This is a genomic window from Azoarcus sp. Soil_N_20, from assembly GCF_057656155.1.
Genome location: NZ_JBDGKX010000001.1, coordinates 523120 through 544629, shown reverse-complemented (window position 1 = coordinate 544629; position 21510 = coordinate 523120). Strand labels below are relative to the sequence as shown.

Below are 21510 nucleotides of genomic sequence, written 5' to 3'. Positions count from 1 at the left end.
CGGACAGCCGTATTGATAAACTCGCGAATTCTACACGAACGATCGCGGAGAACCTGCTTGCCCAGACTCGCCCAACTCCAGCAATGGCTCGCCGACCAGCTTCCCGGCCGCCAATTCGAGCTCAGCCCGGCCTCGGCCGACGCCAGTTTCCGACGCTACTTCCGCGTCAGTTTCAGCGACGGCAGCCACAGCATGATCGTGATGGATGCCCCTCCCGAGCACGAGGACTGCCGCCCCTGGCTGGAGGTCGCCTCCTTGTTCCGTACGGCCGGCGCTCACGTTCCCGACGTGCTCGCCGAAGACCCGGACGCGGGCTTCCTGCTCTTGTCCGACCTCGGCAGCACCACCTATCTGAATGCCCTGCAGCAACCCGAGTGCACCCAGCTCGAAGCCGCACACCTCTACGCCGACGCCATTGGTACCTTGCTCGCGATCCAGGCTTCCAGTCGGCCCGGCGTGCTGCCCGAGTACTCGGCCGAACTGCTGCGCCGCGAACTGATGCTGTTCCCGGAGTGGTATGTCGGCCGCCACAAGGGGATGACGCTCGACGCCGCCGACCAGGCCACGATGATGGCGGCGTTCGACCAGATCGTCGCCGTCAACCTCGCCGAGCCCAGAGTCTTCGTCCATCGCGACTTCCACTCGCGCAACCTGATGCGGGTCGACACCGGCACCAACCCCGGGGTGATCGATTTCCAGGATGCGGTCTACGGCCCGATCACCTACGACCTGGCGTCGCTGCTCAAGGACGCCTATATCCGCTGGGACGAAGACTTCGTCCTCGACCTGCTCGCCCGCTACTGGGAGATGGCACGCAAGCTCGGCCTGCCGGTACGCGAAGACTTCGGCGCCTTCCATCGCGACTACGAGTGGATGGGCGTGCAGCGCCACCTCAAGGTGCTCGGCATCTTCGCCCGCCTGTGCCACCGCGACGGCAAGGAAGCCTACCTGAACGACATGCCGCTGGTGATGGATTACCTGCGCAAGGCGTGCGACCGCTACCGCGCCCTCGGGCCGCTGCTCAAGGTGCTCGACAAACTCGATCCGGTGCCGGTCGAGTACGGCTACACCTTCTGATGAAGGCCATGATCCTCGCCGCCGGCCGCGGCGAGCGCATGCGCCCGCTCACCGACACCTGCCCCAAGCCGCTGCTGGCCGCCGGCGGCAAGCCGCTGATCGTGTGGCACATCGAACGCCTGCGCGCGGCCGGCATGACCGAACTGGTGATCAACCACGCCCATCTCGGACATCTGCTCGAGCAGGCGCTCGGCGACGGGAAAGCGCTGGGCGTGCACATCGAATGGTCGCCGGAACAGACCGCACTGGAAACGGCAGGCGGCATCCGCAAGGCGCTGCCGATGCTCGGCCGTGAGCCCTTCATCGTGGTCAATGGCGACATTTTCTGCAATGCCGACTACGCGACCCTGCAGGCCGCCGGCAGGCAACTGGACGCCGCGGGCGATCTCGCGCACCTGCTCCTGGTCGCCAATCCGGCGCACCACCCGGAGGGCGATTTCGTGCTCGCCGCCGACCGGGTCCGGGACAGTGGCGAGCCCCGGCTGACCTTCTCCGGGATCGGTGCCTATCATCCGCAGCTGTTCGACGATCTCGTCGCCGGCGAAGCCGCCCGGCTCGCGCCGCTGCTACGCGCTGCAATGGCTACGGACAGGGTCGGCGGCACGCAGCATGGAGGGCGCTGGGTCGACGTCGGCACCCCCGAACGTCTGCGCGAACTCGACGCCGAACTCGGCGCCGGCAACCCGGGCGCCCCCCGCCACACCCAGCGCTGAGCCCGGCGGCACCTTCCCGCTCCCGCACGGTCAGACCGTGGGCCTGCAGCCGTGCCATAATTTCGCCATGAACGCTCTGACCGATCTGCAACGTCCCGACATCGCCCCCTTCCGTGCCCGCCGCGAGCGCCTGCTTGCGCGCATGGCCGCCACCGGCGGCGGAGTCGCGATCCTGCCCACCGCCCCCGAGCGCGCGCGCAATCGCGACACCCACTACCCGTACCGGCACGACAGCTATTTCTACTACCTGACCGGCTTCCGCGAACCCGAGGCGGTGGTGGTCCTGGTCGGCGGCGAAACGCCGAAGCAGATCCTGTTCTGCCGCCAGAAGGACGAAGAGCGCGAAATCTGGGACGGTTTCCGTTACGGCCCCGAGGCCGCCCGCAGCCTGTTCGGCTTCGACGAGGCGTGGACCATCGGCGACCTCGAGCGCCGGCTGCCCGACTTCCTCGCCAACCAGCCGGTACTGTGGTGCGGGCTCGGCTACGACAACGACTGGGACACCCGGGTGATGGCCGCGCTCAACACCGTACGCGCCAACGCCCGTACCGGCGTCACCCCGCCCCACTCGGTGCGCGACCTGCGCGCCGAGCTCGACGAGATGCGCCTGGTCAAGGACGCGAGCGAGCTCGACACCATGCGCCGCGCCGCCCGCATCTCCGCCGGCGCCCATTGCCGCGCGATGCGCCACACCCGGCCGGGGCGCTTCGAATACGAAATCGAGGCCGAACTGCTGCATACCTTCCGCGCCGCCGGCAGCCAGGCCCCCGCCTACACCTCGATCGTCGCCGGGGGCGCAAACGCCTGCGTGCTCCATTATGTGGAGAACGAAAGCCGCCTGCGTGACGGCGACCTGCTGCTGATCGATGCCGGCTGCGAGCTCGACGGCTACGCCTCCGACATCACCCGCAGCTTCCCCGTCAATGGCCGCTTCAGCGGCGCGCAACGCGACGTCTACGCGCTGGTGCTTGCTGCCCAGCACGCCGCCCGAGCCGCGATCAGACCCGGTGCGCACTGGAACGAGCCGCACGAAGCAGCCGTCGAGGTGCTGGCGCGCGGCATGCTCGATCTCGGCCTGCTCAAGGGCAGCTTCGACGAGGTCATGGAGAAGGGCGACTATCGCCGCTTCTACATGCACCGCACCGGGCACTGGCTGGGCATGGACGTGCACGACGCCGGCGAATACAAGGTCGGCGGCGAATGGCGCGCGCTCGAGCCGGGCATGGTACTGACCGTCGAGCCCGGCTGCTATATCCGCCCTGCCGCGGACGTCCCGGAGGCATTCTGGAACATCGGCGTGCGCATCGAGGACGATGCGGTGGTCACGGCGGACGGCTGCGAATACCTCACCGACGACGTCCCCCGCGAGATCGACGAGATCGAGGCCCTGATGCGGGACAGCACCCATGCACCGGCATGACCTGCTGATCGTCGGCGCCGGCCCGGTCGGCCTCGCCCTCGCGCTGTGCCTGAAGGATGCCGGACTGGACATCGTGCTGGCCGACGCCCGCCCGCGCGCCGCCGCCGCCAGCGACCCACGCATCCTCGCCCTTGCCCACGGCACCCGGCTGACGCTGGAACGCCTGGGGGTATGGCCGGGCCTGCCGGCGACCCCGATCACCACCATCCACATCTCGCAGCAGGGCAGCTTCGGCCGCTCGGTGCTGCGCGCCGCCGACTACGACCTCCCCGCGCTCGGCCATGTGCTGCAGGCCGGCGCGCTCGCCGCCGCACTGCGGCGCAAGGTGGACGCCGCCGGCATCACCGTGCTCGACGAGACCGCGGTCACCCGGCTCGCGCCCGGCGCCGACGACGTGATCGCCAGCCTGGCGGGGGTGCAGGCCGGCACCGTGGCGGCCCGTCTGGCGGCCTGCGCCGAAGGCAGTGTCAATGCCGGCGATGACGAAGTAGTCGAACGCGACTACCGGCAGCACGCCCTGATCGCACACCTGACGGTATCCGGTGGCCCCCGGCACACCGCCTTCGAGCGTTTCACCACTTCCGGTCCGGTTGCGCTGCTCCCGAGCGGGCAAGGCTATGCGCTGGTGCACGTCGTCTCCGCGGACGACGCCGACGCATTGCTGCAGCTCGATGATGCAAGCTACCTCGCGCGCCTGCAGGCCATCATCGGCCACCGCGTCACGCTGACCGCGATCGCCGACCGCCTGCGCTATCCGCTCGGCCTGCGCTATCGCAAGAACCCGATCGGCGAACGTACCGTGTGGCTGGGCAACGCCGCCCAGACCCTGCACCCGGTGGCCGGCCAGGGCTTCAACCTCGCGTTGCGCGACGTCCATGCACTGGCCGAGACCCTGCTCACCCGTGGCGGCGATCCCGGTGCGCCAGCGACGCTTGCCGCCTATTGCAAGACCCGCGACCTCGACCGCCTGGGCACGATCCGCTTCACCGACGGCCTGGTACGGCTGTTCAGCAACGACATCGCGCCGCTGCGCCATGTCCGCGGCGCCGGCCTGTTCGCGCTCGACCTGTGCCCGCCGCTGCGCCACTTCATTGCCCGGCGGATGATGTTCGGGGCCCGCGCCTGGCCCTAGCGCGGAAAGGACGCCGCGCCCCCCTCACCGGTCGTCGCACACCACAGGCGTCCGTCTCGCCGTGTGCAATTTCGCACATCCAGAATCAAATCGGCGACCCGACAGGCAGGACCATGCCCCCCCAAGCCCCCCCGGCATGGGGTAAAATGCCGCTCTTTTCCCGCACCGCCCACGCCCATGCAGTTCGCCGGATTCACCTTGCGCAACAACCTCTTCGTCGCTCCGATGGCCGGTGTGACGGACCGTCCCTTCCGCCAGTTGTGCAAGAAACTGGGGGCCGGCGTGGCCGTGTCCGAAATGGTGACCTCGAACTCGCTGCTCTATGGCAGTGCCAAGACCCAGCGTCGGGCCAACCACGACGGCGAGGTCGATCCGATCTCGGTGCAGATCGCCGGCGCCGACCCGGCAATGATGGCCGAGGCCGCGCGCCACAACGCCGATCGGGGCGCCCAGATCATCGACATCAACATGGGCTGCCCGGCCAAGAAAGTGTGCAACGTGATGGCCGGCTCGGCGCTGATGCAGGACGAACCGCTGGTCGCGCGCATCCTCCAGGCCGTGGTCAAGGCGGTACCGGATACGCCGGTCACGCTCAAGTTCCGCACCGGCTGGAACCGCCAGAACCGGAACGCGCCGCTGATCGCCCGCATCGCCGAGGAATCCGGCATCCGCGCGATCGCGATCCATGGCCGCACCCGCGCCGACCAGTACATGGGCGAGGCCGAGTACGACACCATCGCGCTGGTCAAGTCGCGGGTGAAGATTCCGGTGATCGCCAACGGCGACATCACCACCCCGCAGAAGGCCAAGTACGTGCTCGACTACACCGGTGCCGACGGGGTCATGATCGGTCGCGCCGCGCAGGGCAGGCCGTGGATCTTCCGCGAGATCGAACATTTCCTCGCCACCGGAGAGGAACTTCCGCCGCCGCTGGTCAGCGAAATCCTGCAGGTGTGCCGCGAGCACCTCGCCGATCTCTACGCCTTCTATGGCGAGGACACCGGGGTCAAGATCGCGCGCAAGCACATCTCCTGGTACACCAAGGGGCTGATCGGTTCAGCCGCCTTCCGCCGGACGATGAACCAGATACCCGACATTCCGGCACAGCTTGCAGCGGTGGACGATTTCTTCGGTCGTCTGGCCGAAGCGGACACCCGCCTGCGTTACGAAGTCGAACTGCCTCAGGAACTCGCAGCATGAGCCGCAGCAACGAGATTGCCGATTCTGTCTTCCGGACCCTCGACCAGTATTTTCGCGACCTCGACGGCGAACGACCGGCCGCCATCTACGACATGGTGATCCGCAATGTCGAACGCCCGATGCTCGAGTTCGTGCTCCAGCAGGCCAAGGGCAACCAGACCGTGGCGGCCGACATGCTCGGCATCAACCGCAACACCCTGCGCCGCAAGCTGACCGACTACGACCTGCTGTAAGCCAGCCGGCAACGGGCGTCGCCTCGACCGCGCCACCCGGCGTCCGGCGGCGGCACCGCGTGCAGCAAAGATTTCTCCGATTCACCTCTTCAAGCCAGGCCTCACGATGAACGTCACCCAAGCCCTGATCAGCGTCTCCGACAAACGCGGCGTACTCGAATTCGCGCGCGACCTCGCCGGACTCGGCATCAAGCTCCTGTCCACCGGCGGTACCGCCAGCCTGCTGCGCGATGCCGGTCTCGACGTAACCGACGTCTCCGAGCACACCGGCTTTCCCGAGATGCTCGACGGCCGGGTCAAGACCCTGCATCCGAAGGTGCACGGCGGCATCCTGGCCCGCCGCGACCTGACCGAGCACATGGCCACGATCGCCGCCCACGACATCAGCCGCATCGACCTGGTGGTGGTGAACCTCTACCCGTTTCAGGCGACCGTGGCACGCCCCGACTGCACCCTGGAGGACGCGATCGAGAACATCGACATCGGCGGTCCGACCATGGTCCGCGCCGCGGCCAAGAACCACGGCAACGAAGCCGGCGGCGTCGGCATCGTCACCAACCCGGAAGACTATGCGGACATCGTCGCCGAACTGAAGTCCAACGGCGGCAAGCTGAGCTACAAGACCCGCTTCGCACTGGCGGTGAAGGCCTTCACCCACACCGCGCGCTACGATGCGGCGATCTCCAACCACCTCACCGCGCTGGTCACCAACGAAGCCGGCGACGTGTCGAAGCAGGCCTACCCGGAACGCTTCCAGCTTGCCTTCGACAAGGTGCAGAACCTGCGCTATGGCGAGAATCCGCACCAGAGCGCGGCCTTCTACAAGGAACCGAACGCGCCCGAAGGCGGCGTCGCCGGCTACACCCAGCTGCAGGGCAAGGAGCTGTCGTACAACAACATCGCCGACGCCGACGCCGCCTGGGAATGCGTGAAGGCCTTCGAAGGCGATCAGAGCGGCACCGCCTGCGTTATCGTCAAGCACGCCAATCCCTGTGGGGTCGCGCTCGGCACCACTGCGCTCGAAGCCTACAAGAAAGCGTTCTCGACCGACCCGACCTCGGCCTTCGGCGGCATCATTGCCTTCAATGCCGAAGTCGACCGCGCCGCGGCCGAAGCCGTCTCGGCCCAGTTCCTCGAAGTGCTGATCGCGCCGTCCTACACCGCCGACGCGCTCGAACTGCTGCGCGCCAAGCAGAACGTACGCGTGCTCACCTGCCCGCTCGGCAAGCCCGCGGGCGCCCTCGACTACAAGCGGGTGGGCGGTGGTCTGCTGGTGCAGAGCGCCGACGAGGCCCGCATCCAGCTCGCCGACCTCAAGGTGGTGACCCGTCGCGCCCCGACCGAAGCCGAGCTGCGCGACATGCTGTTCGCCTGGCGCGTGGCCAAGTACGTCAAGTCGAACGCGATCGTCTATTGCCGCGACGGCATGACCATCGGCGTCGGCGCCGGGCAGATGAGTCGAGTCGATTCCGCGCGCATCGCCAAGATCAAGGCCGAGAATGCCGGACTCCAGATCGCCGGCTGCGTGGTCGCGTCGGACGCCTTCTTCCCCTTCCGCGACGGCCTCGACGTCCTCGCCCAGGCCGGCGCCACCGCGGTGATCCAGCCCGGCGGCTCGATGCGTGATGCCGAGGTGATCGCCGCCGCCGACGAGCAGAACATCGCGATGGTGGTCACCGGCTTCCGTCACTTCCGCCACTGATCCGGAGCAGCTCATGAAAGTCCTCGTCATCGGTGCGGGCGGTCGCGAACACGCGCTGGCCTGGAAACTGGCGCAGTCGCCCAAGGTCACCCGTGTGCTGGTCGCCCCGGGCAATCCCGGCACCGCCCGCGAGCCCAAGCTGCACAACGTCGCGCGGACGGCGGTGGCCGACCTGGTCGAACTGGCCCGCAAGGAGCAGGTCGGATTCACCGTGGTCGGCCCCGAGGCGCCACTGGCGGCCGGGGTGGTCGATGCCTTCCGCGCCGCCGGTCTGGCGATTTTCGGACCGACCAAAGACGCTGCTCAACTCGAAAGCTCGAAGGACTTCGCCAAGCGCTTCCTGATCCGCCACCATATTCCGACCGCCAGGTATCAGACCTTCGCCGACGCCGCCGCAGCCCATGCCTACATCGATGCCGAAGGCGCGCCGATCGTGATCAAGGCCGACGGTCTCGCCGCCGGCAAGGGCGTCGTCGTCGCGATGACGGCAGACGAAGCCCACGCCGCGATCGACATGATGCTGTCCGACAACACGATGGGCGTGCAGTATGGTGAGGCCGGCGCCCGCGTCGTGATCGAGGAGTTCATGCAGGGCGAGGAAGCCAGCTTCATCGTGCTCGCCGACGGCAAGCATGCGCTGCCGCTGGCCACCAGCCAGGATCACAAGCGCCTGCTCGACGGCGACCAGGGCCCCAACACCGGCGGCATGGGCGCCTACTCACCGGCGCCGGTGGTCACCCCCGAAGTGCATGCGCGGGTGATGCGCGAAGTGATCCAGCCGACGCTCGTCGGCATGGCCGCCGAAGGCCTGCCCTACACCGGCTTCCTCTACGCCGGGCTGATGATCGACGAAGCGGGCAAGCCACGTGTGGTGGAGTTCAACTGCCGCATGGGCGACCCCGAGACCCAGCCGATCATGATGCGGCTCAAGACCGATCTCGCCGACCTGATCGAAGCCGCGATCGCGGGCAGGCTCGACCAGATCGACGCCGAGTGGGACCGCCGCGTTGCGCTGGGCGTGGTACTCGCCGCCGCCGGCTATCCCGACAGTCCGCGCAAGGGCGATCCGATTACCGGCCTGCCCACCGTCGGCAACGACGAAGCGCATGTGTTCCACGCCGGCACCGCGGAACAGGACGGCGCCATCGTCACCGCCGGTGGCCGCGTGCTGTGCGTCACCGCGCTCGGCGACAACGTCAAGGCCGCGCAGAAGCGTGCCTATGAGCTCGCGGCCGCGATCCATTTCGACGGCGGCCAGTACCGCCGCGACATCGGCTACCGCGCGGTCGCGCGCAAGGCCTGACGAGCGCCGGCATGAGCATCGACCTCGACAGCATCAAGCAGTATCTCACCGGACTGCAGGCACGCATCGTCGCCGAGCTCGAGGCGTTCGACGGCCTGGCCTTCCGCGCTGACAGCTGGGAGCGGCCGGGTGGTGGCGGCGGACTGACCCGGGTCATCGAGGATGGCCAGTTCTTCGAACGCGGCGGGGTCAATTTCTCCCACGTGATGGGCGATGGCATGCCGGCCGCGGCCACCGCACACCGGCCGGAACTCGCCGGTCGCCGCTTCGAGGCGATGGGCGTGTCGCTGGTGTTGCATCCGCGCAACCCGTATTGCCCGACCGTGCACATGAACGTGCGCTGCTTCGTCGCGCTGGCAGAGGGCAAGGCGCCGGTGTGGTGGTTCGGCGGCGGCATGGACCTGACCCCGTACTACGGCTTCGAAGAGGATGTCCGTCACTTCCACGCCACCTGCAAGGCGGCGGTGCTGCCTTTCGGCGGCGAGCCCGAATACATCCGGCTGAAAGAGTGGTGCGACCGCTATTTCTTCCTCAAGCACCGCAACGAGCCGCGCGGTGTCGGCGGGCTGTTCTTCGACGACCTCGGCGCCGACGGCCACACCGACTTCGGCACCGCATTCGGCCTCACCCGCGCGGTCGGCGACGCCTTCCTCGACGCCTACCTGCCCATCGTCGAGCGCCGCCGCCACGCGAGCTACGGCGAGCGCGAACGCGAATTCCAGGCCTACCGCCGCGGACGCTATGTGGAGTTCAACCTGGTCTTCGACCGCGGCACCCTGTTCGGCTTGCAGTCGGGCGGGCGCACCGAATCCATTCTGATGTCGATGCCGCCCGTGGTGCATTGGCGCTACGACTGGCACCCGGAGCCCGGTTCGGCCGAAGCGCGGCTCTACGAGGTGTTTCTCAAGCCGCAGGACTGGGTGTAGCACACCCGGGCGGAACCGCCTCCAGCGGTCCGCGCCCTGACGCCGACCGCGTCCTGCCCGTCCTCAGTTCGGATACACCACCTCGACCGCCTCGGCCGGCAGCCACTCGCGCAGGCTCTCGAGCAGGTTCTCCTCCAGCCGTACCCGCCAGCCGTCACCGAAGGGCAGTTCCGCCTCGGCCACCGCATTGCGGTAACTCACCTTCACCGGGCAGCCGCCATCGCGAAACGGCGTCAGCAGGGTCTGCAGCCGCTCGGCGGTGGCGATCGCCCCGCCGGACTCGCCCACTTCACCGTTGAGGCGCAACTGCAGCGCGCGGGCAAAGCGGCTGCGCGCCTCGCCCAGGGTCAACAGCTTGTCGGCGATGATGCGGAACCCGCCGGAGAACTCGTCATTGCTGACCTTGCCCTCGATCACCAGCACCTCGTCGGTGACGATCTTGCCGCGGTTGGCGTCGAGCACCTCGGAATAGACCGCGACCTCGCGCGGCTGGGTGCCGTCGTCGAGCAGCACGAAGGCCATCTTGCCGCGATTGCCGACCTTGGTCCGCACCTCCATCACCACCCCGGCCATCATGGTCAGGTCGCGCGAGGGTTCGATCTGGGCCAGAGTGCGGCGCACGAAACGGCGGACCTCGGGCTTGAACGCATTGAACGGGTGGCCGGAGAGGAAAAAGCCGATCGCGATCTTCTCCTCCTTGAGCCGCTCGCGCTCGGTCCACGGCCGCATCTTGACGAACTCGACCCCGGCACCGGCCGCCTCCGGCACCATGTCGAACAGCCCACCCTGCATGGCGTTGGCGGCGATCTGCTCGGCCGCCTCCATCGCCAGCGACACGGTCGCCATCAGCTGCGCACGGTCGAGTCCCTTGTGGCGCTCAAGGGCGTCCATCGCGCCTGCCCGGATCAGGGCCTCGATCACGCGCCGGTTCACCAGCCGCCGGTCGACCCGCTCGCAGAAATCGAACAGGTCGCGGAACGCTCCACCCTTCTCGCGCGCGGCGATGATCGCGCGCACCGCCGGCTCCCCGGCCCCCTTCACCGCGCCGAGGCCGTAGCGGATGGTCTTGCGGTCGACCGGCACGAAGCGGTAATCGGAAGAATTGACGTCGGGCGGCAGCACCGCGATCTTGTTGGCGAGGGTGTCCTCGTAGAAGATCTTCACCGTGTCGGTGTTGTCGAGGTCGGACGACATCGTCGCCGCCATGAAGGCCGCGCAGTGGTGGGCCTTGAGCCAGGCGGTATGGTAGCTGACCACCGCGTAGGCCGCGGTGTGCGACTTGTTGAAGCCGTACTCCGCGAACTTGGTCATCAGGTCGAACAGCTGCTCGGCCAGCGCCGGGTCGTAACCCTTTTGCTTCGCACCGGCGGCGATGGTCTCGCGGTGCTTGGCCATCTCGTCGGCCTTTTTCTTGCCCATCGCGCGGCGCAGCATGTCGGCGCCGCCCAGGGTGTAGCCGCCGATGATCTGGCTGATCTGCATCACCTGTTCCTGATACACGATCACGCCGTAGGTCGGTTCCAGGCAGGCCTTGAGATCGGGATGGAAGTAGTCGATCTCCTGCTGGCCCTTCTTGCGCAGGATGAAGTCGTCCACCATGCCCGAGCCGAGGGGGCCGGGGCGATACAGCGCGAGCACTGCGATGATGTCCTCGAAGCGGTCGGGCGCGAGCTTTTTCAGCAGCTTCTTCATTCCCTCCGATTCGACCTGGAAGATCGCCGTGGTGTTGGCATCCTTCAGGATCTGGTAGGCGGCGGGATCCCTGAAGCCGAGGCTCATCAGATCGGGCCGGCTACCGGTCATGCGCGCGATGTACTCCAGTGCGAGTTCGATGATGGTCAGGTTGCGCAGACCGAGGAAGTCGAACTTGACCAGGCCGACCGCCTCGACGTCGTCCTTGTCGAACTGCGACACCGGGGTGGCGTCGTCGCCGTCGGCGATGTACAGCGGGCAGAAATCGGTGAGCTTGCCGGGTGCGATCAGCACCCCGCCGGCGTGCATGCCGACGTTGCGCGACAGGCCCTCGAGCGGCAGCGCCAGGCTCCACAGCTCCTGCACCGATTCGCCGTCGTTGCCGTCCTTCATCATGTCGCCGATCTGCGGCTCCATCTCGTAGGCGCGGGTCAGCGACACCGGCTTGGCACCTTCCACCGGCACCAGCTTGGACAGCCGGTCGCACAGGCCGTAGGGCAGATCGAGCACACGCCCGACGTCGCGCACCACCGCCTTCGAGGCCATGGTGCCGAAGGTGGCGATCTGGCTCACCGCCTCCTTGCCGTAGCGCTCGCGCACATACTCGATCACGCGGTAGCGGTTGTCCTGGCAGAAGTCGATGTCGAAGTCGGGCATCGACACCCGCTCCGGGTTCAGGAAGCGCTCGAACAGCAGCGCGTACTCGAGCGGATCGAGGTCGGTGATGTCGAGCGAATAGGCCACCAGCGAGCCGGCACCGGAGCCGCGCCCCGGCCCCACCGGCACGCCGTTCTTCTTGCCCCAGCGGATGAAGTCGGCCACGATCAGAAAGTAGCCGGGGAAGCCCATCTGGATGATGGTGTCGGTCTCGAACCTGAGCCGGTCCTCGTAGCGCGGGCGCTGGCGTTCGCGCTCCCCGGGGTCGGGGTAGAGCTGGGCCAGCCTGCGTTCGAGCCCGTCCTTAGCCTCCTGAATCAGGAAGTCGTCCAGCGTCATGCCGTCCGGGGTGGGGAACTGGGGCAGGAAGTTCTTGCCCAGCTGCACCGTCAGCGAACAGCGCCGTGCGATCTCGACCGCGTTCTCGAGCGCCTCGGGGAGATCGGCGAACAACGCGCACATCTCGTCCTGGCTCTTGAGGTACTGCTCCTCGGTGAAGTCGCGCGGCCGGCGCTTGTCGGCCAGCACGTAGCCCTGGGCGATGCACACCCGCGCCTCGTGAGCCTTGTAGTCCTCACGGGTCAGGAACTGTACCGGATGGGTCGCCACCACCGGCAGGCCGAGGCGGCTCGCCAGCAGCACCACCTGACGGATGTAGGCCTCGGTGCCGGGGTGGCCGGCCCGCTGCAGTTCGATGTAGAACGCGCCCGGAAACAGCCGGCTCCAGTCCGCCGCCAGTTGCTCGGCGATCTCCGGGTTGCCGTTGATCAGCGCCTGGCCCACATCGCCCATCATCGCCCCGGACAGGCACAGCAGTTCGCTCGCCGCGCCCCCCTCGAACCAGGCCCGGCGCATCTCCGCCCGACCGCGGTATTTGTTCTCCAGGTAGGCCCGGGTCAGCAACTCGCACAGCTGCCCGTAGCCGATCCGGTTCTTGCAGATCAGCAGAACCCGATACGGCTTGTCGCGCTCGACCTCGTTCTCGATCCAGACATCGACGCCGATCACCGGCTTGATGCCCTTGCCACGCGCACCCTTGTAGAACTTGACCATGCCGAACAGGTTGACCAGGTCGGAGATCCCGAGCGCGGGCATGCCATCGGCGGCGGCGCTGGCAATGGCCTGATCGATCTGGACGATGCCGTCGGTAATCGAGTATTCGGTGTGCAGGCGAAGGTGGACGAAACGGGGGGCGTACGGAGCAGGCTGGTGGGAAGTCATGCCCCGGATTTTACCCGAGGCATGCCGATCCGGCCTGCCTGATCACGGCAGCAGGATGGTCGACCCGGTGGTTTTTCGTGCTTCCAGGTCGCGGTGCGCCTGCGCCGCATCCTTGAGCGCGTAGCGCTGGTTGATCTCGATCTTCACCTTGCCCGCGCTCACGACGTCGAACAACTCGGCGGCCATGGCCACCAGATCGGCGCGCTTCGCGGTGTAGGTAAACAGCGTGGGGCGGGTCAGGAACAGCGAACCCATCTTCGCCAGCAGGCCGCAATCGAAGGGGGCAACCGGCCCCGAGGCCGCGCCGAACAGTACCATCATGCCGAGCGGGCGCAGGCAGGACAGCGAATCCATGAAGGTGTCGGCACCAATGGAGTCGTACACCACCGCCACCCCCTCGCCACCGGTAAGCTCGCGCACCCGTTCGGCGAACTTTTCGCGGGTATACACGATGGGATGATCGCAGCCATGGGCGCGCGCCGTTGCCGCCTTTTCGTCGGAGCCGACAGTGCCGATCACGGTCGCACCGAGCGCCTTCGCCCACTGGCACACGATCGACCCGACCCCGCCCGCCGCGGCATGGATCAGGATGGTGTCGCCCGGCTGCACGCGGTAGGTGCGACGTAACAGATACTGCGCGGTCAGCCCCTGCAGCATCATCGCCGCGCCCTGCTCGAAGGAGATTGTGTCCGGCAGCTTCACCAGGCGATCGGCGGGGATGTTGCGCACCTCGGCGTAGGCCCCGAGCGGACCGCCGGCATAGGCGACGCGGTCACCCGGGACCAGATCGCCGACCCCCGCGCCCACGGACTCGACCACACCCGCGCCCTCGAGGCCGATCCCCGAGGGCAGCGCCACTGGATACAAGCCGCTGCGGTGATAAGTGTCGATATAGTTCAGGCCGATGGCGTGGTGGCGCACGCGGGCCTCGCCCGCCGCCGGGACGCCCGGATCGAAGGCTTCCCACTGCAGGACGTCGGGGGAGCCGGTGTGGTGAAAGCGGATGGCATGGGACATGGCGGTCTCCTGGCGGGGGCGAGCCCACGGTGGCCTCTGCCCCGGGTTCGCTCAGCGTACGATCGAAACGCCGATTCTAAACTGCGGATGGCGCGATTCGTCGTACTCGAGCAGGGTCTGGCCGTAGCCGTTGAAATACTGCAGATGGAGGAAAGCCCCGACACCGGAAAAAATGCTCTGGCGCAGCGGATAGGACAGGTCGAGCTGGGTGCTGCCGACCCCGGCCGTGCCACGCCGCAGCAGCGCAGTCAGCATCAGCCCGTCGTCGCGCCCGAATCGCAGGCCGAGCTGGCCATAGCCGCGGTAGCGGGTGATGTCGGGGTTGTCTTCCTTGTCGATGTAGGTCCACACCTTGGGCTCGACACCGACGTAGGTGCGACGATCGGGAAGGTAGTAACGCCCCTCCGCGCGCACGAACAGGGTGTCGATGCTGCGCGAATCCGAATTATCGCGCCCGTTGGATTCGTGCTCGTAGCCGGCCGACAGCGCGCCCGAGGTCCCGTCGCTCGGGTCGGACAGCTTCCACTGATAGAACAGCGATGGCCGGAAACTGGTGTCGCGGAAGGGCTTGGAGTCGGACGACAGGTCCCACAGCGAAGTCTGGGTGAAGCCGAAATACAGGCCGCGCACCAGCGGCAGGGTTTCGGCGACGACCCCGAGATCGTCGAACAGGCGATAGCGGAAGCTGATCTGGTAGCGTGCCGAGCGCGGATCGTTGCCGCCCACGAGGAAATACATCGGCTCGTGGAATCCCAGCGGTGCGGAGCTCAGTGGCGCCGCCTGCGCGTCATGCGCCGAAACGTCCGCAATTGCCGCGACCGTTCCGAGCTGCGCAGTGTCGACGGCGGTGCGGCTGGCCGCAGCGGCATCGAGGAGCAGGCGCGCCGACGGCGCGTCGACCAGCGACAGCGTCGCCACCCCGACCACCTCGCGCGGCCAGTGTCCGATATAGCGATGCTGCATCGGTCCACCGGCCCCGGTTGCCGCCAGGTCGACCGCGATCCGCGGCCCACCGTCCGGCAATTCGACCTGGGCCGCCAAGCGCTGCGGCCAGACGCCGTCCGCAGGTTCCCCGATCACGATCAACTCGAAGGACTCGCCCGGCGCCACCCGCGGATCGGGTGAGGCCAGCAACCAGCCCGCCGCATGTGCTGGCGAAGCGGTGACCACCACCGCTGCCAGCACCAGCGGCAGAAGACGGTTGCGCACGTCCGGTCGCAACTCAAGCATCCCGGGCGCGGCGCAGCTCTGCGGCGTCCACCACCGCGAGCGCGGTGATATTCACCAGCCGCCGTACGGTAGCCGACGGGGTCAGGATATGCACCGGCTGTGCCGCGCCGAGCAGGATCGGGCCCACCGACACGCCGTCACCATTGGCCATCTTCATCAGGTTGAACGAGATGTTGGCGGCATCGAGGTTGGGCATCACCAGCAGATTGGCGTCGCCCTTGAGCGTGGACTCCGGATGCAGCTTGGCGCGAATCTCCGGCGACAGTGCGGCGTCGCCATGCATCTCGCCGTCGCACTCCAACTCGGGGGCGGTGCGGCGCAGGATCTCGCTGGCCTCGCGCATCTTGCGTGCCGACGTCGAACGCGAACTGCCGAAATTCGAATGCGACAACAAGGCGACCCGCGGCTCGAGACCGAAGCTGCGCAGTTCGGCAGCGGCCATCAACGCGATATCGGCCACCTCCTCGGCGCTCGGATTCTCGTTCACGTAGGTATCGGTCACGGCCAGCGTACGCTTGGGCAGTAGCAGCAGGTTCATGGCCGCGAACTGCCTGGCGCCCGGCTTGAGGCCGATCACGTCCTCGACCTGCTTGAGGTGGTAGTCGTAGGTCCCGAAGGTGCCACACACCAGCGCATCGGCATCGCCACGGCGCAGCAGCATCACGCCGATCAGCGTGGTGTCGCGGCGCATCTTGGCCTTGGCCAGGTCGGGCGTGACGCCGTCGCGCGCCATGATGCGGTAGTACTCGTTGCACAGCTCGCGGTAGCGCGGATCGGATTCCGGATTGACGATATCGAAATCACGCTCGGGCACCAGGTTCAGGCCGATCTTCTTGATCCGCATCTCGATCACGCTCGGGCGTCCGATCAGGATCGGGCGCGCCAGACCTTCGTCGATCGCGACCCGCGCCGCGTGCAGTACGCGCTCGTCCTCGCCTTCCGCGTAGAGCACCCGCTTCTGCTCGATCGGTACGCGCTTGGCCGCCGAGAACACCGGCTTCATGACGATGCCGGACTGGTACACGAAATCGCTCAGACTCGCGGCATAGGCGACCATGTCCTCGATCGGGTGTGCCGCCACCCCGGAATCCATCGCGGCCTGGGCCACGGCCGGGGCGATCTTGACGATCAGGCGCGGATCGAAGGGCTTCGGAATGATGTATTCGGGACCGAAGCTGAGTTCGGCGCCGCCGTAGGCCGAAGCCACCACGTCGTTCTGCTCGGCCTGGGCGAGTTCGGCGATCGCCTTGACGCAGGCCAGCTTCATCTCTTCGTTGATCGTGCTCGCGCCGACGTCGAGCGCACCACGGAAGATGAAGGGGAAACACAGCACGTTGTTGACCTGGTTCGGGAAGTCCGACCGGCCAGTGGCAATGATGCAATCCGGTCGCACCGCCTTCGCATCGGCCGGCAGGATCTCGGGATTCGGGTTCGCCAGCGCGAAGATCAGCGGCTGATCGGCCATCTTCGCCACCATTTCCGGCTTGAGCACGCCGGCCGTGGACAGGCCGAGGAAAACATCGGCCCCCACGATCGCTTCGCCCAGCGTGCGGGCGTCGGTCGTCTGCGCATAGCGCGCCTTGGTCGGCTCCATCCGCTCGTCGCGACCTTCGTAGATCACGCCCTTGGAGTCGCAGACATAGACATTCTCGCGCTTCAGCCCCAGGCTGACCATCAGGTCGAGGCAGGCGATCGCCGCCGCTCCCGCGCCGGAGCACACCAGCTTGACCTTGTCGATGTCCTTGCCGACCACCTTGAGACCATTGATCAGTCCGGCCGAGGAGATGATCGCGGTGCCGTGCTGGTCGTCGTGGAAGACCGGAATCTTCATCCGCTCGCGCAGCTTCTTCTCGATGTAGAAGCACTCCGGCGCCTTGATGTCCTCGAGGTTGATCCCGCCCAGGGTCGGTTCGAGCGAGGCGATGATGTCGATCAGCTTGTCGGGATCGTTCTCGTTCAGTTCGAGATCGAAGACGTCGATGTTGGCGAACTTCTTGAACAGGCAGCCCTTGCCTTCCATCACCGGCTTGGAAGCGAGCGGACCGATGTTGCCCAGACCGAGGACAGCGGTGCCGTTGGTCACCACTGCGACGAGGTTGCCACGGCTGGTGAGTTCGCGCGCTTGCGAGGGATCGGCCACGATCGCGTCGCAGGCCGCGGCGACGCCCGGCGAATAGGCCAGCGCGAGGTCGCGCTGATTGGTCAAGCCCTTGGTCGGAACGACCGAAATCTTGCCGCGCGTCGGTGCACGATGGTAATCCAGCGCCGCGGCGATGAAGTCCTGATCCATGGTTCTCCCTTCCTGTATGGTGTGGCGTTCGTATGAACGTCCGGGCATTGCAGCAGGCACCCGCCCTCGCCTTGCCAATTGAGATCATCCGCAGCGCATTCTTCTTGCTCTGGCGTCTGGCGCCCTGCCACGGACCGAGCCCGACCGGGCTCGCATGCCGACCGCCATGGGGCGCAGGCAGCAACGGTCATGAATAACGGTCAGGCAGTTTAGCGCAGGGCCGCCACCTTGGGCAGGGGCACGGTGTTGCCGACTGTTTCGACCGCACGTGGGCACCGACATCGTACGCAACCAGTCCCCATTTGCCGTCCGACGATCAGCGCCCGCCCGCCACGAAAATCCGGCCCGCCGTCCACGGAGCCGCGATGCGGAGGCCGATTTTTGGCACAATGCCGCAACTACCGGGGGAAATCGAAAATGCGTCGAGTGGTGTTCAATCAGAAGGGCGGGGTCGGCAAGTCCACCATCACCTGCAACCTGGCGGCAATCAGCGCCTATCAGGGCAGGCGCACGCTGGTGATCGACCTCGACCCGCAGGGCAACTCCACCCGATATCTGCTTGGCGCCGCAGTGGACAGTCTCGATGCCACCTTGGCCGATTTTTTCGACCAGACCCTGAATTTCAAGCTGAACCCGAAGGCGACCGAAGACTTCATCGTCGAATCACCCTTCGACGGGCTGCATGTAATGCCCTCGCATCCCCAGCTTGAAGAATTGCAGACCAAGCTCGAATCCCGCTACAAGATCTACAAACTTCGCGATGCGCTCGATGAAATTGCCGACGACTACGACTGCATCTTCATCGACACGCCGCCGGCGCTCAACTTCTACACCCGCTCGGCACTGATCGCCGCCCATGCCTGTCTGATTCCGTTCGATTGCGACGATTTTTCACGACGGGCGCTGTACTCGCTGCTGGAGAATGTGGACGAGATCAGGACCGATCACAACCGGGACCTGCGGGTGGAAGGCATCGTGGTAAACCAGTTTCAGCCGCGCGCAAGCTTGCCGCAGAAGATGGTGCAGGAACTGATCGGGGAGGGGTTGCCGGTGCTGCAGCCCTATCTGTCCGCGTCGGTTAGGATCAGGGAGTCACACGAGCAGTCGAAACCGATGATCCACCTCGATGCGAAGCACAAGCTCTCGCTGGAGTTCGTCGCGCTGCACGACTCGCTGGCGCGCAAGTACGGGGTCTGAGACCAGCCGGATCGCCGACCGACGGTAGCGTTGTTCGGCAAGGCTGGCGTCAGTCCCACGCAGGTGGCGCCATGGGCTGCCCCTGGTGGCCGACCGAAATCGGCCCTGCAGCACGCCGCAAGGCATGCGCTGTAAGGCGCCCCCAAGCCATACCCCCGACGCCGCCCCTCTACGCCGGGGTCAGCTTCGCCACCGCCAGCAACAGCCACTTCACCCCGGCCGTCCCGAAATTGACCTGTACGCGGGCATCGCTGCCACCGCCCTCCGCGGCCACGATGACCCCCTGACCGAACTTCGCATGCATGACCAGCTGGCCGATGCGCAACCCGCCCGGCAAGGTCGCGAACGACGGCCGCGGCTCGCGCGGCAGCGCTGGCCTGGACGATGCGGTGAAATAACTCCCCCCCGCGCCACCGGTTGCGCCGCCCATGGCCGTCTTGGGGTTGGGTGGGGTGAGCCACTTGGTGAGCCCGACCGGAATCTCTTCGAGGAAACGCGAGCGAAGGTTGTAACGGGTCTGACCGTGGAGCATGCGGCTCTGCGCAAAAGACAGATAGAGACGCTCCCGTGCGCGGGTCACGGCGACGTACATCAGGCGTCGCTCCTCTTCCAGTCCCTCGGCTTCGAGAATGCTGTTCTCGTGCGGAAACAGTCCCTCCTCCAGTCCCGACAGGAACACCACATCGAACTCCAGCCCCTTGGATGAATGCACGGTCATCAGCTGGACGGCATCCGCCCCCTGATCCGCCTGGTGATCACCGGCCTCCAACGACGCATGCGCAAGAAAATCGGCGAGCAGACCGTGTGACGCATCCGCCTCCGCAGCGATACCGGTCTCGCCCGGCTGCCGCTCGGCGAGAAAGTTGGCTGCCGCGTTGAGCAGTTCGTCGAGGTTTTCCAGACGGTCGCTGCCTTCTTTCTCGGCTTTGTAATGATCGCGCAGGCCGCAACGATCCAGCACATGGTCGACCACTTCGGGCAGGCTCAGCGCCCCGGTCTCGCGACGCAACTCTTCCATCAGACGAACGAAGTGTCCGAGCGACGTACCGGCCTTGCCCGACAGGTGCGGCACGGTGGCATACAGGCTGGTGTTGTAGGTCCGCGCGGCATCCTGCAGCACTTCGAGCGACCGCGCGCCGATGCCGCGGGTCGGAAAATTAACCACTCGCACGAACGCGGTATCGTCGTCCGGATTGGCGATCAGGCGCAGATAGGCCAACGCATGCTTGATCTCCTGGCGCTCGAAGAAGCGCAATCCGCCATAGACCCGATACGGAAGACCGGCGGTAAACAGGCGGTGTTCCAGCACCCGCGACTGGGCGTTCGATCGATACAGCAGAGCGATTCCGGAACGCGAGTGGCCGTCGCGCACCAGCGCCTGGATCTCCTCGACGATCCAGCGCGCCTCGTCGGTATCGGCAAAGGCCTCGAATACCCGGATCGGCTCACCGGCGCCCTGATCGGTCCACAGGTTCTTGCCCAGCCGCTGCGCGTTGTTGCGGATGACCGCATTGGCGGCATCGAGGATATTGCTGCGCGAGCGGTAGTTCTGCTCCAGCCGGATCACATTCTGTACCCGGAACTCGCGCTCGAAATCGCGCATGTTACCGACCTCGGCACCACGGAAGCGATAGATGCTCTGATCGTCGTCGCCGACACAGAACAGCGCCGCCCCCCCGCCGCGCCCGTCGTCGGCAAGCAGCTTCAGCCAGCGGTACTGCAACACATTGGTGTCCTGGAATTCATCGACCAGGATATGGCGAAAGCGGCGTTGATAGTGGCGCCGAACCGGCTCGTTACGCTCCAGCAGCTCGTACGTGCGCAAAAGCAACTCCGCAAAATCCACAACAGACTCGCGCTGGCACTGTGCTTCATACTCCTGATAGAGCTGAACGCGCTGGCGGGTGAAGTCATCCCAGGCCTCGACCGCGTGCGGGCGGATGCCGGCTTCCTTGTTGCCGTTGATGAAATGCTGCAGCTCGCGCGGCGGAAACTTCTCGTCGTCGACATTGAGCGTCTTCAGCAGACGCTTGATCGCCGCCAGCTGGTCGGCCGAGTCGAGGATCTGGAACAGCTGTGGCAGACCGGCATCGCGATGATGGGCGCGCAGCAAGCGGTTGCACAGCCCGTGAAAAGTGCCCACCCACATGCCGCGCGGGCTGATCGGCAGCATGGCGCCAAGACGGGCCAGCATTTCCTTGGCTGCCTTGTTGGTGAAGGTCACGGCAAGGATGCCGGAGGGATCGACTTGCCCCGACTGGATCAGCCACGCGATCCGGGTGGTGAGCACGCGAGTCTTGCCGGAGCCGGCCCCGGCAAGAATGAGCGCGTGTTGTGGCGGCAGGGTGACGGCCTGGCTTTGTTCCGGGTTGAGATTCGCGAGCAACGTGGACATGGGTTTTCCTTTCTGGCCGCCATTCTAACCGCGGATACCGGCGTGGCCGGGCCGGCAGTGGAGCGCACGACAAACCATCAGCACCTGATTACCAAGGTGTTGTAG

The 21510-nt window shown here is 66.5% G+C and carries 15 protein-coding genes; 10 read left to right on the top strand and 5 right to left on the bottom strand.

What is annotated here, in order from left to right; translation table 11 throughout:
* Positions 1–57 precede the first annotated feature (57 nt).
* The 9 genes from AC3A35_RS02550 (at position 58) to hemF (ending at position 9706) form a co-directional block, all read left to right on the top strand.
* Positions 58–1077, top strand: coding sequence for an aminoglycoside phosphotransferase family protein (locus AC3A35_RS02550; RefSeq protein WP_487434312.1), 1020 nt, complete (start codon positions 58–60; stop codon positions 1075–1077).
* A gap of 8 nt (positions 1078–1085) precedes the next feature.
* Complete coding sequence (gene murU / locus AC3A35_RS02545) at positions 1086–1790, top strand: N-acetylmuramate alpha-1-phosphate uridylyltransferase MurU (RefSeq protein WP_487434706.1); 705 nt, start codon at positions 1086–1088, stop codon at positions 1788–1790.
* 67 nt (positions 1791–1857) lie between these two features.
* Positions 1858–3210, top strand: coding sequence for a Xaa-Pro aminopeptidase (pepP, locus tag AC3A35_RS02540; protein ID WP_487434310.1), 1353 nt, complete (start codon positions 1858–1860; stop codon positions 3208–3210).
* The gene (locus AC3A35_RS02535; RefSeq protein ID WP_487434308.1) at positions 3197–4342 is read left to right on the top strand and encodes an FAD-dependent monooxygenase; all 1146 of its coding nucleotides are present in this window, start codon (positions 3197–3199) and stop codon (positions 4340–4342) included. The genes pepP and AC3A35_RS02535 overlap by 14 nt, the downstream gene beginning before the upstream one ends.
* Positions 4343–4519: 177 nt before the next feature.
* On the top strand, positions 4520–5542 hold the full coding sequence (dusB, locus tag AC3A35_RS02530; RefSeq protein WP_487434306.1) for a tRNA dihydrouridine synthase DusB: 1023 nt from the start codon (positions 4520–4522) through the stop codon (positions 5540–5542).
* Positions 5539–5775, top strand: a complete 237-nt coding sequence (locus AC3A35_RS02525) for a helix-turn-helix domain-containing protein (protein ID WP_108950997.1) — start codon at positions 5539–5541, stop codon at positions 5773–5775. The genes dusB and AC3A35_RS02525 overlap by 4 nt, the downstream gene beginning before the upstream one ends.
* A gap of 106 nt (positions 5776–5881) precedes the next feature.
* Positions 5882–7477, top strand: a complete 1596-nt coding sequence (gene purH / locus AC3A35_RS02520) for a bifunctional phosphoribosylaminoimidazolecarboxamide formyltransferase/IMP cyclohydrolase (RefSeq protein ID WP_487434303.1) — start codon at positions 5882–5884, stop codon at positions 7475–7477.
* A 13-nt stretch (positions 7478–7490) separates the two neighbouring features.
* A complete protein-coding gene (purD, locus tag AC3A35_RS02515) occupies positions 7491–8780 on the top strand; it encodes a phosphoribosylamine--glycine ligase (protein ID WP_487434301.1) in 1290 nt (429 codons plus the stop codon).
* Between the two features lie 11 nt (positions 8781–8791).
* Entirely contained in the window at positions 8792–9706 is a 915-nt protein-coding gene (gene hemF / locus AC3A35_RS02510) for an oxygen-dependent coproporphyrinogen oxidase (RefSeq protein WP_487434300.1), read from the top strand.
* 63 nt (positions 9707–9769) lie between these two features.
* On the opposite strand, the gene dnaE is transcribed toward hemF, so the two are convergent.
* The 4 genes from dnaE to AC3A35_RS02490 are packed head-to-tail and all read right to left on the bottom strand — an operon-like array spanning position 9770 to position 17813.
* The gene (gene dnaE / locus AC3A35_RS02505) at positions 9770–13276 is read right to left on the bottom strand and encodes a DNA polymerase III subunit alpha (protein ID WP_487434299.1); all 3507 of its coding nucleotides are present in this window, start codon (positions 13274–13276) and stop codon (positions 9770–9772) included.
* 42 nt (positions 13277–13318) lie between these two features.
* A complete protein-coding gene (locus AC3A35_RS02500) occupies positions 13319–14293 on the bottom strand; it encodes a quinone oxidoreductase family protein (protein ID WP_487434297.1) in 975 nt (324 codons plus the stop codon).
* Between the two features lie 51 nt (positions 14294–14344).
* Positions 14345–15502, bottom strand: coding sequence for a phospholipase A (locus tag AC3A35_RS02495; protein WP_487434296.1), 1158 nt, complete (start codon positions 15500–15502; stop codon positions 14345–14347).
* Positions 15503–15515: 13 nt separating this feature from the next.
* A complete protein-coding gene (locus tag AC3A35_RS02490; RefSeq protein WP_487434295.1) occupies positions 15516–17813 on the bottom strand; it encodes an NADP-dependent malic enzyme in 2298 nt (765 codons plus the stop codon).
* A 417-nt stretch (positions 17814–18230) separates the two neighbouring features.
* On the opposite strand from AC3A35_RS02490, the gene AC3A35_RS02485 reads away from it, so the two are divergent.
* On the top strand, positions 18231–19010 hold the full coding sequence (locus AC3A35_RS02485) for a ParA family protein (protein WP_487434293.1): 780 nt from the start codon (positions 18231–18233) through the stop codon (positions 19008–19010).
* Positions 19011–19179: 169 nt separating this feature from the next.
* On the opposite strand, the gene AC3A35_RS02480 is transcribed toward AC3A35_RS02485, so the two are convergent.
* Positions 19180–21405 carry a UvrD-helicase domain-containing protein gene (locus AC3A35_RS02480; protein ID WP_487434292.1) on the bottom strand — a complete coding sequence of 742 codons (2226 nt, stop codon included), beginning with the start codon at positions 21403–21405 and terminating at the stop codon, positions 19180–19182.
* Between the last annotated feature and the right edge of the window lie 105 nt (positions 21406–21510).

Coding starts and splice junctions, on each gene's coding strand:
- murU (WP_487434706.1), top strand. CDS start 1,086: ATGATCCTCGCCGCCGGCCGCGGCGAGCGCATGCGCCCGCTCACCGAC.
- pepP (WP_487434310.1), top strand. CDS start 1,858: ATGAACGCTCTGACCGATCTGCAACGTCCCGACATCGCCCCCTTCCGT.
- AC3A35_RS02535 (WP_487434308.1), top strand. CDS start 3,197: ATGCACCGGCATGACCTGCTGATCGTCGGCGCCGGCCCGGTCGGCCTC.
- dusB (WP_487434306.1), top strand. CDS start 4,520: ATGCAGTTCGCCGGATTCACCTTGCGCAACAACCTCTTCGTCGCTCCG.
- AC3A35_RS02525 (WP_108950997.1), top strand. CDS start 5,539: ATGAGCCGCAGCAACGAGATTGCCGATTCTGTCTTCCGGACCCTCGAC.
- purH (WP_487434303.1), top strand. CDS start 5,882: ATGAACGTCACCCAAGCCCTGATCAGCGTCTCCGACAAACGCGGCGTA.
- purD (WP_487434301.1), top strand. CDS start 7,491: ATGAAAGTCCTCGTCATCGGTGCGGGCGGTCGCGAACACGCGCTGGCC.
- hemF (WP_487434300.1), top strand. CDS start 8,792: ATGAGCATCGACCTCGACAGCATCAAGCAGTATCTCACCGGACTGCAG.
- dnaE (WP_487434299.1), bottom strand. CDS start 13,276: ATGACTTCCCACCAGCCTGCTCCGTACGCCCCCCGTTTCGTCCACCTT.
- AC3A35_RS02500 (WP_487434297.1), bottom strand. CDS start 14,293: ATGTCCCATGCCATCCGCTTTCACCACACCGGCTCCCCCGACGTCCTG.
- AC3A35_RS02490 (WP_487434295.1), bottom strand. CDS start 17,813: ATGGATCAGGACTTCATCGCCGCGGCGCTGGATTACCATCGTGCACCG.
- AC3A35_RS02485 (WP_487434293.1), top strand. CDS start 18,231: ATGCGTCGAGTGGTGTTCAATCAGAAGGGCGGGGTCGGCAAGTCCACC.
- AC3A35_RS02480 (WP_487434292.1), bottom strand. CDS start 21,405: ATGTCCACGTTGCTCGCGAATCTCAACCCGGAACAAAGCCAGGCCGTC.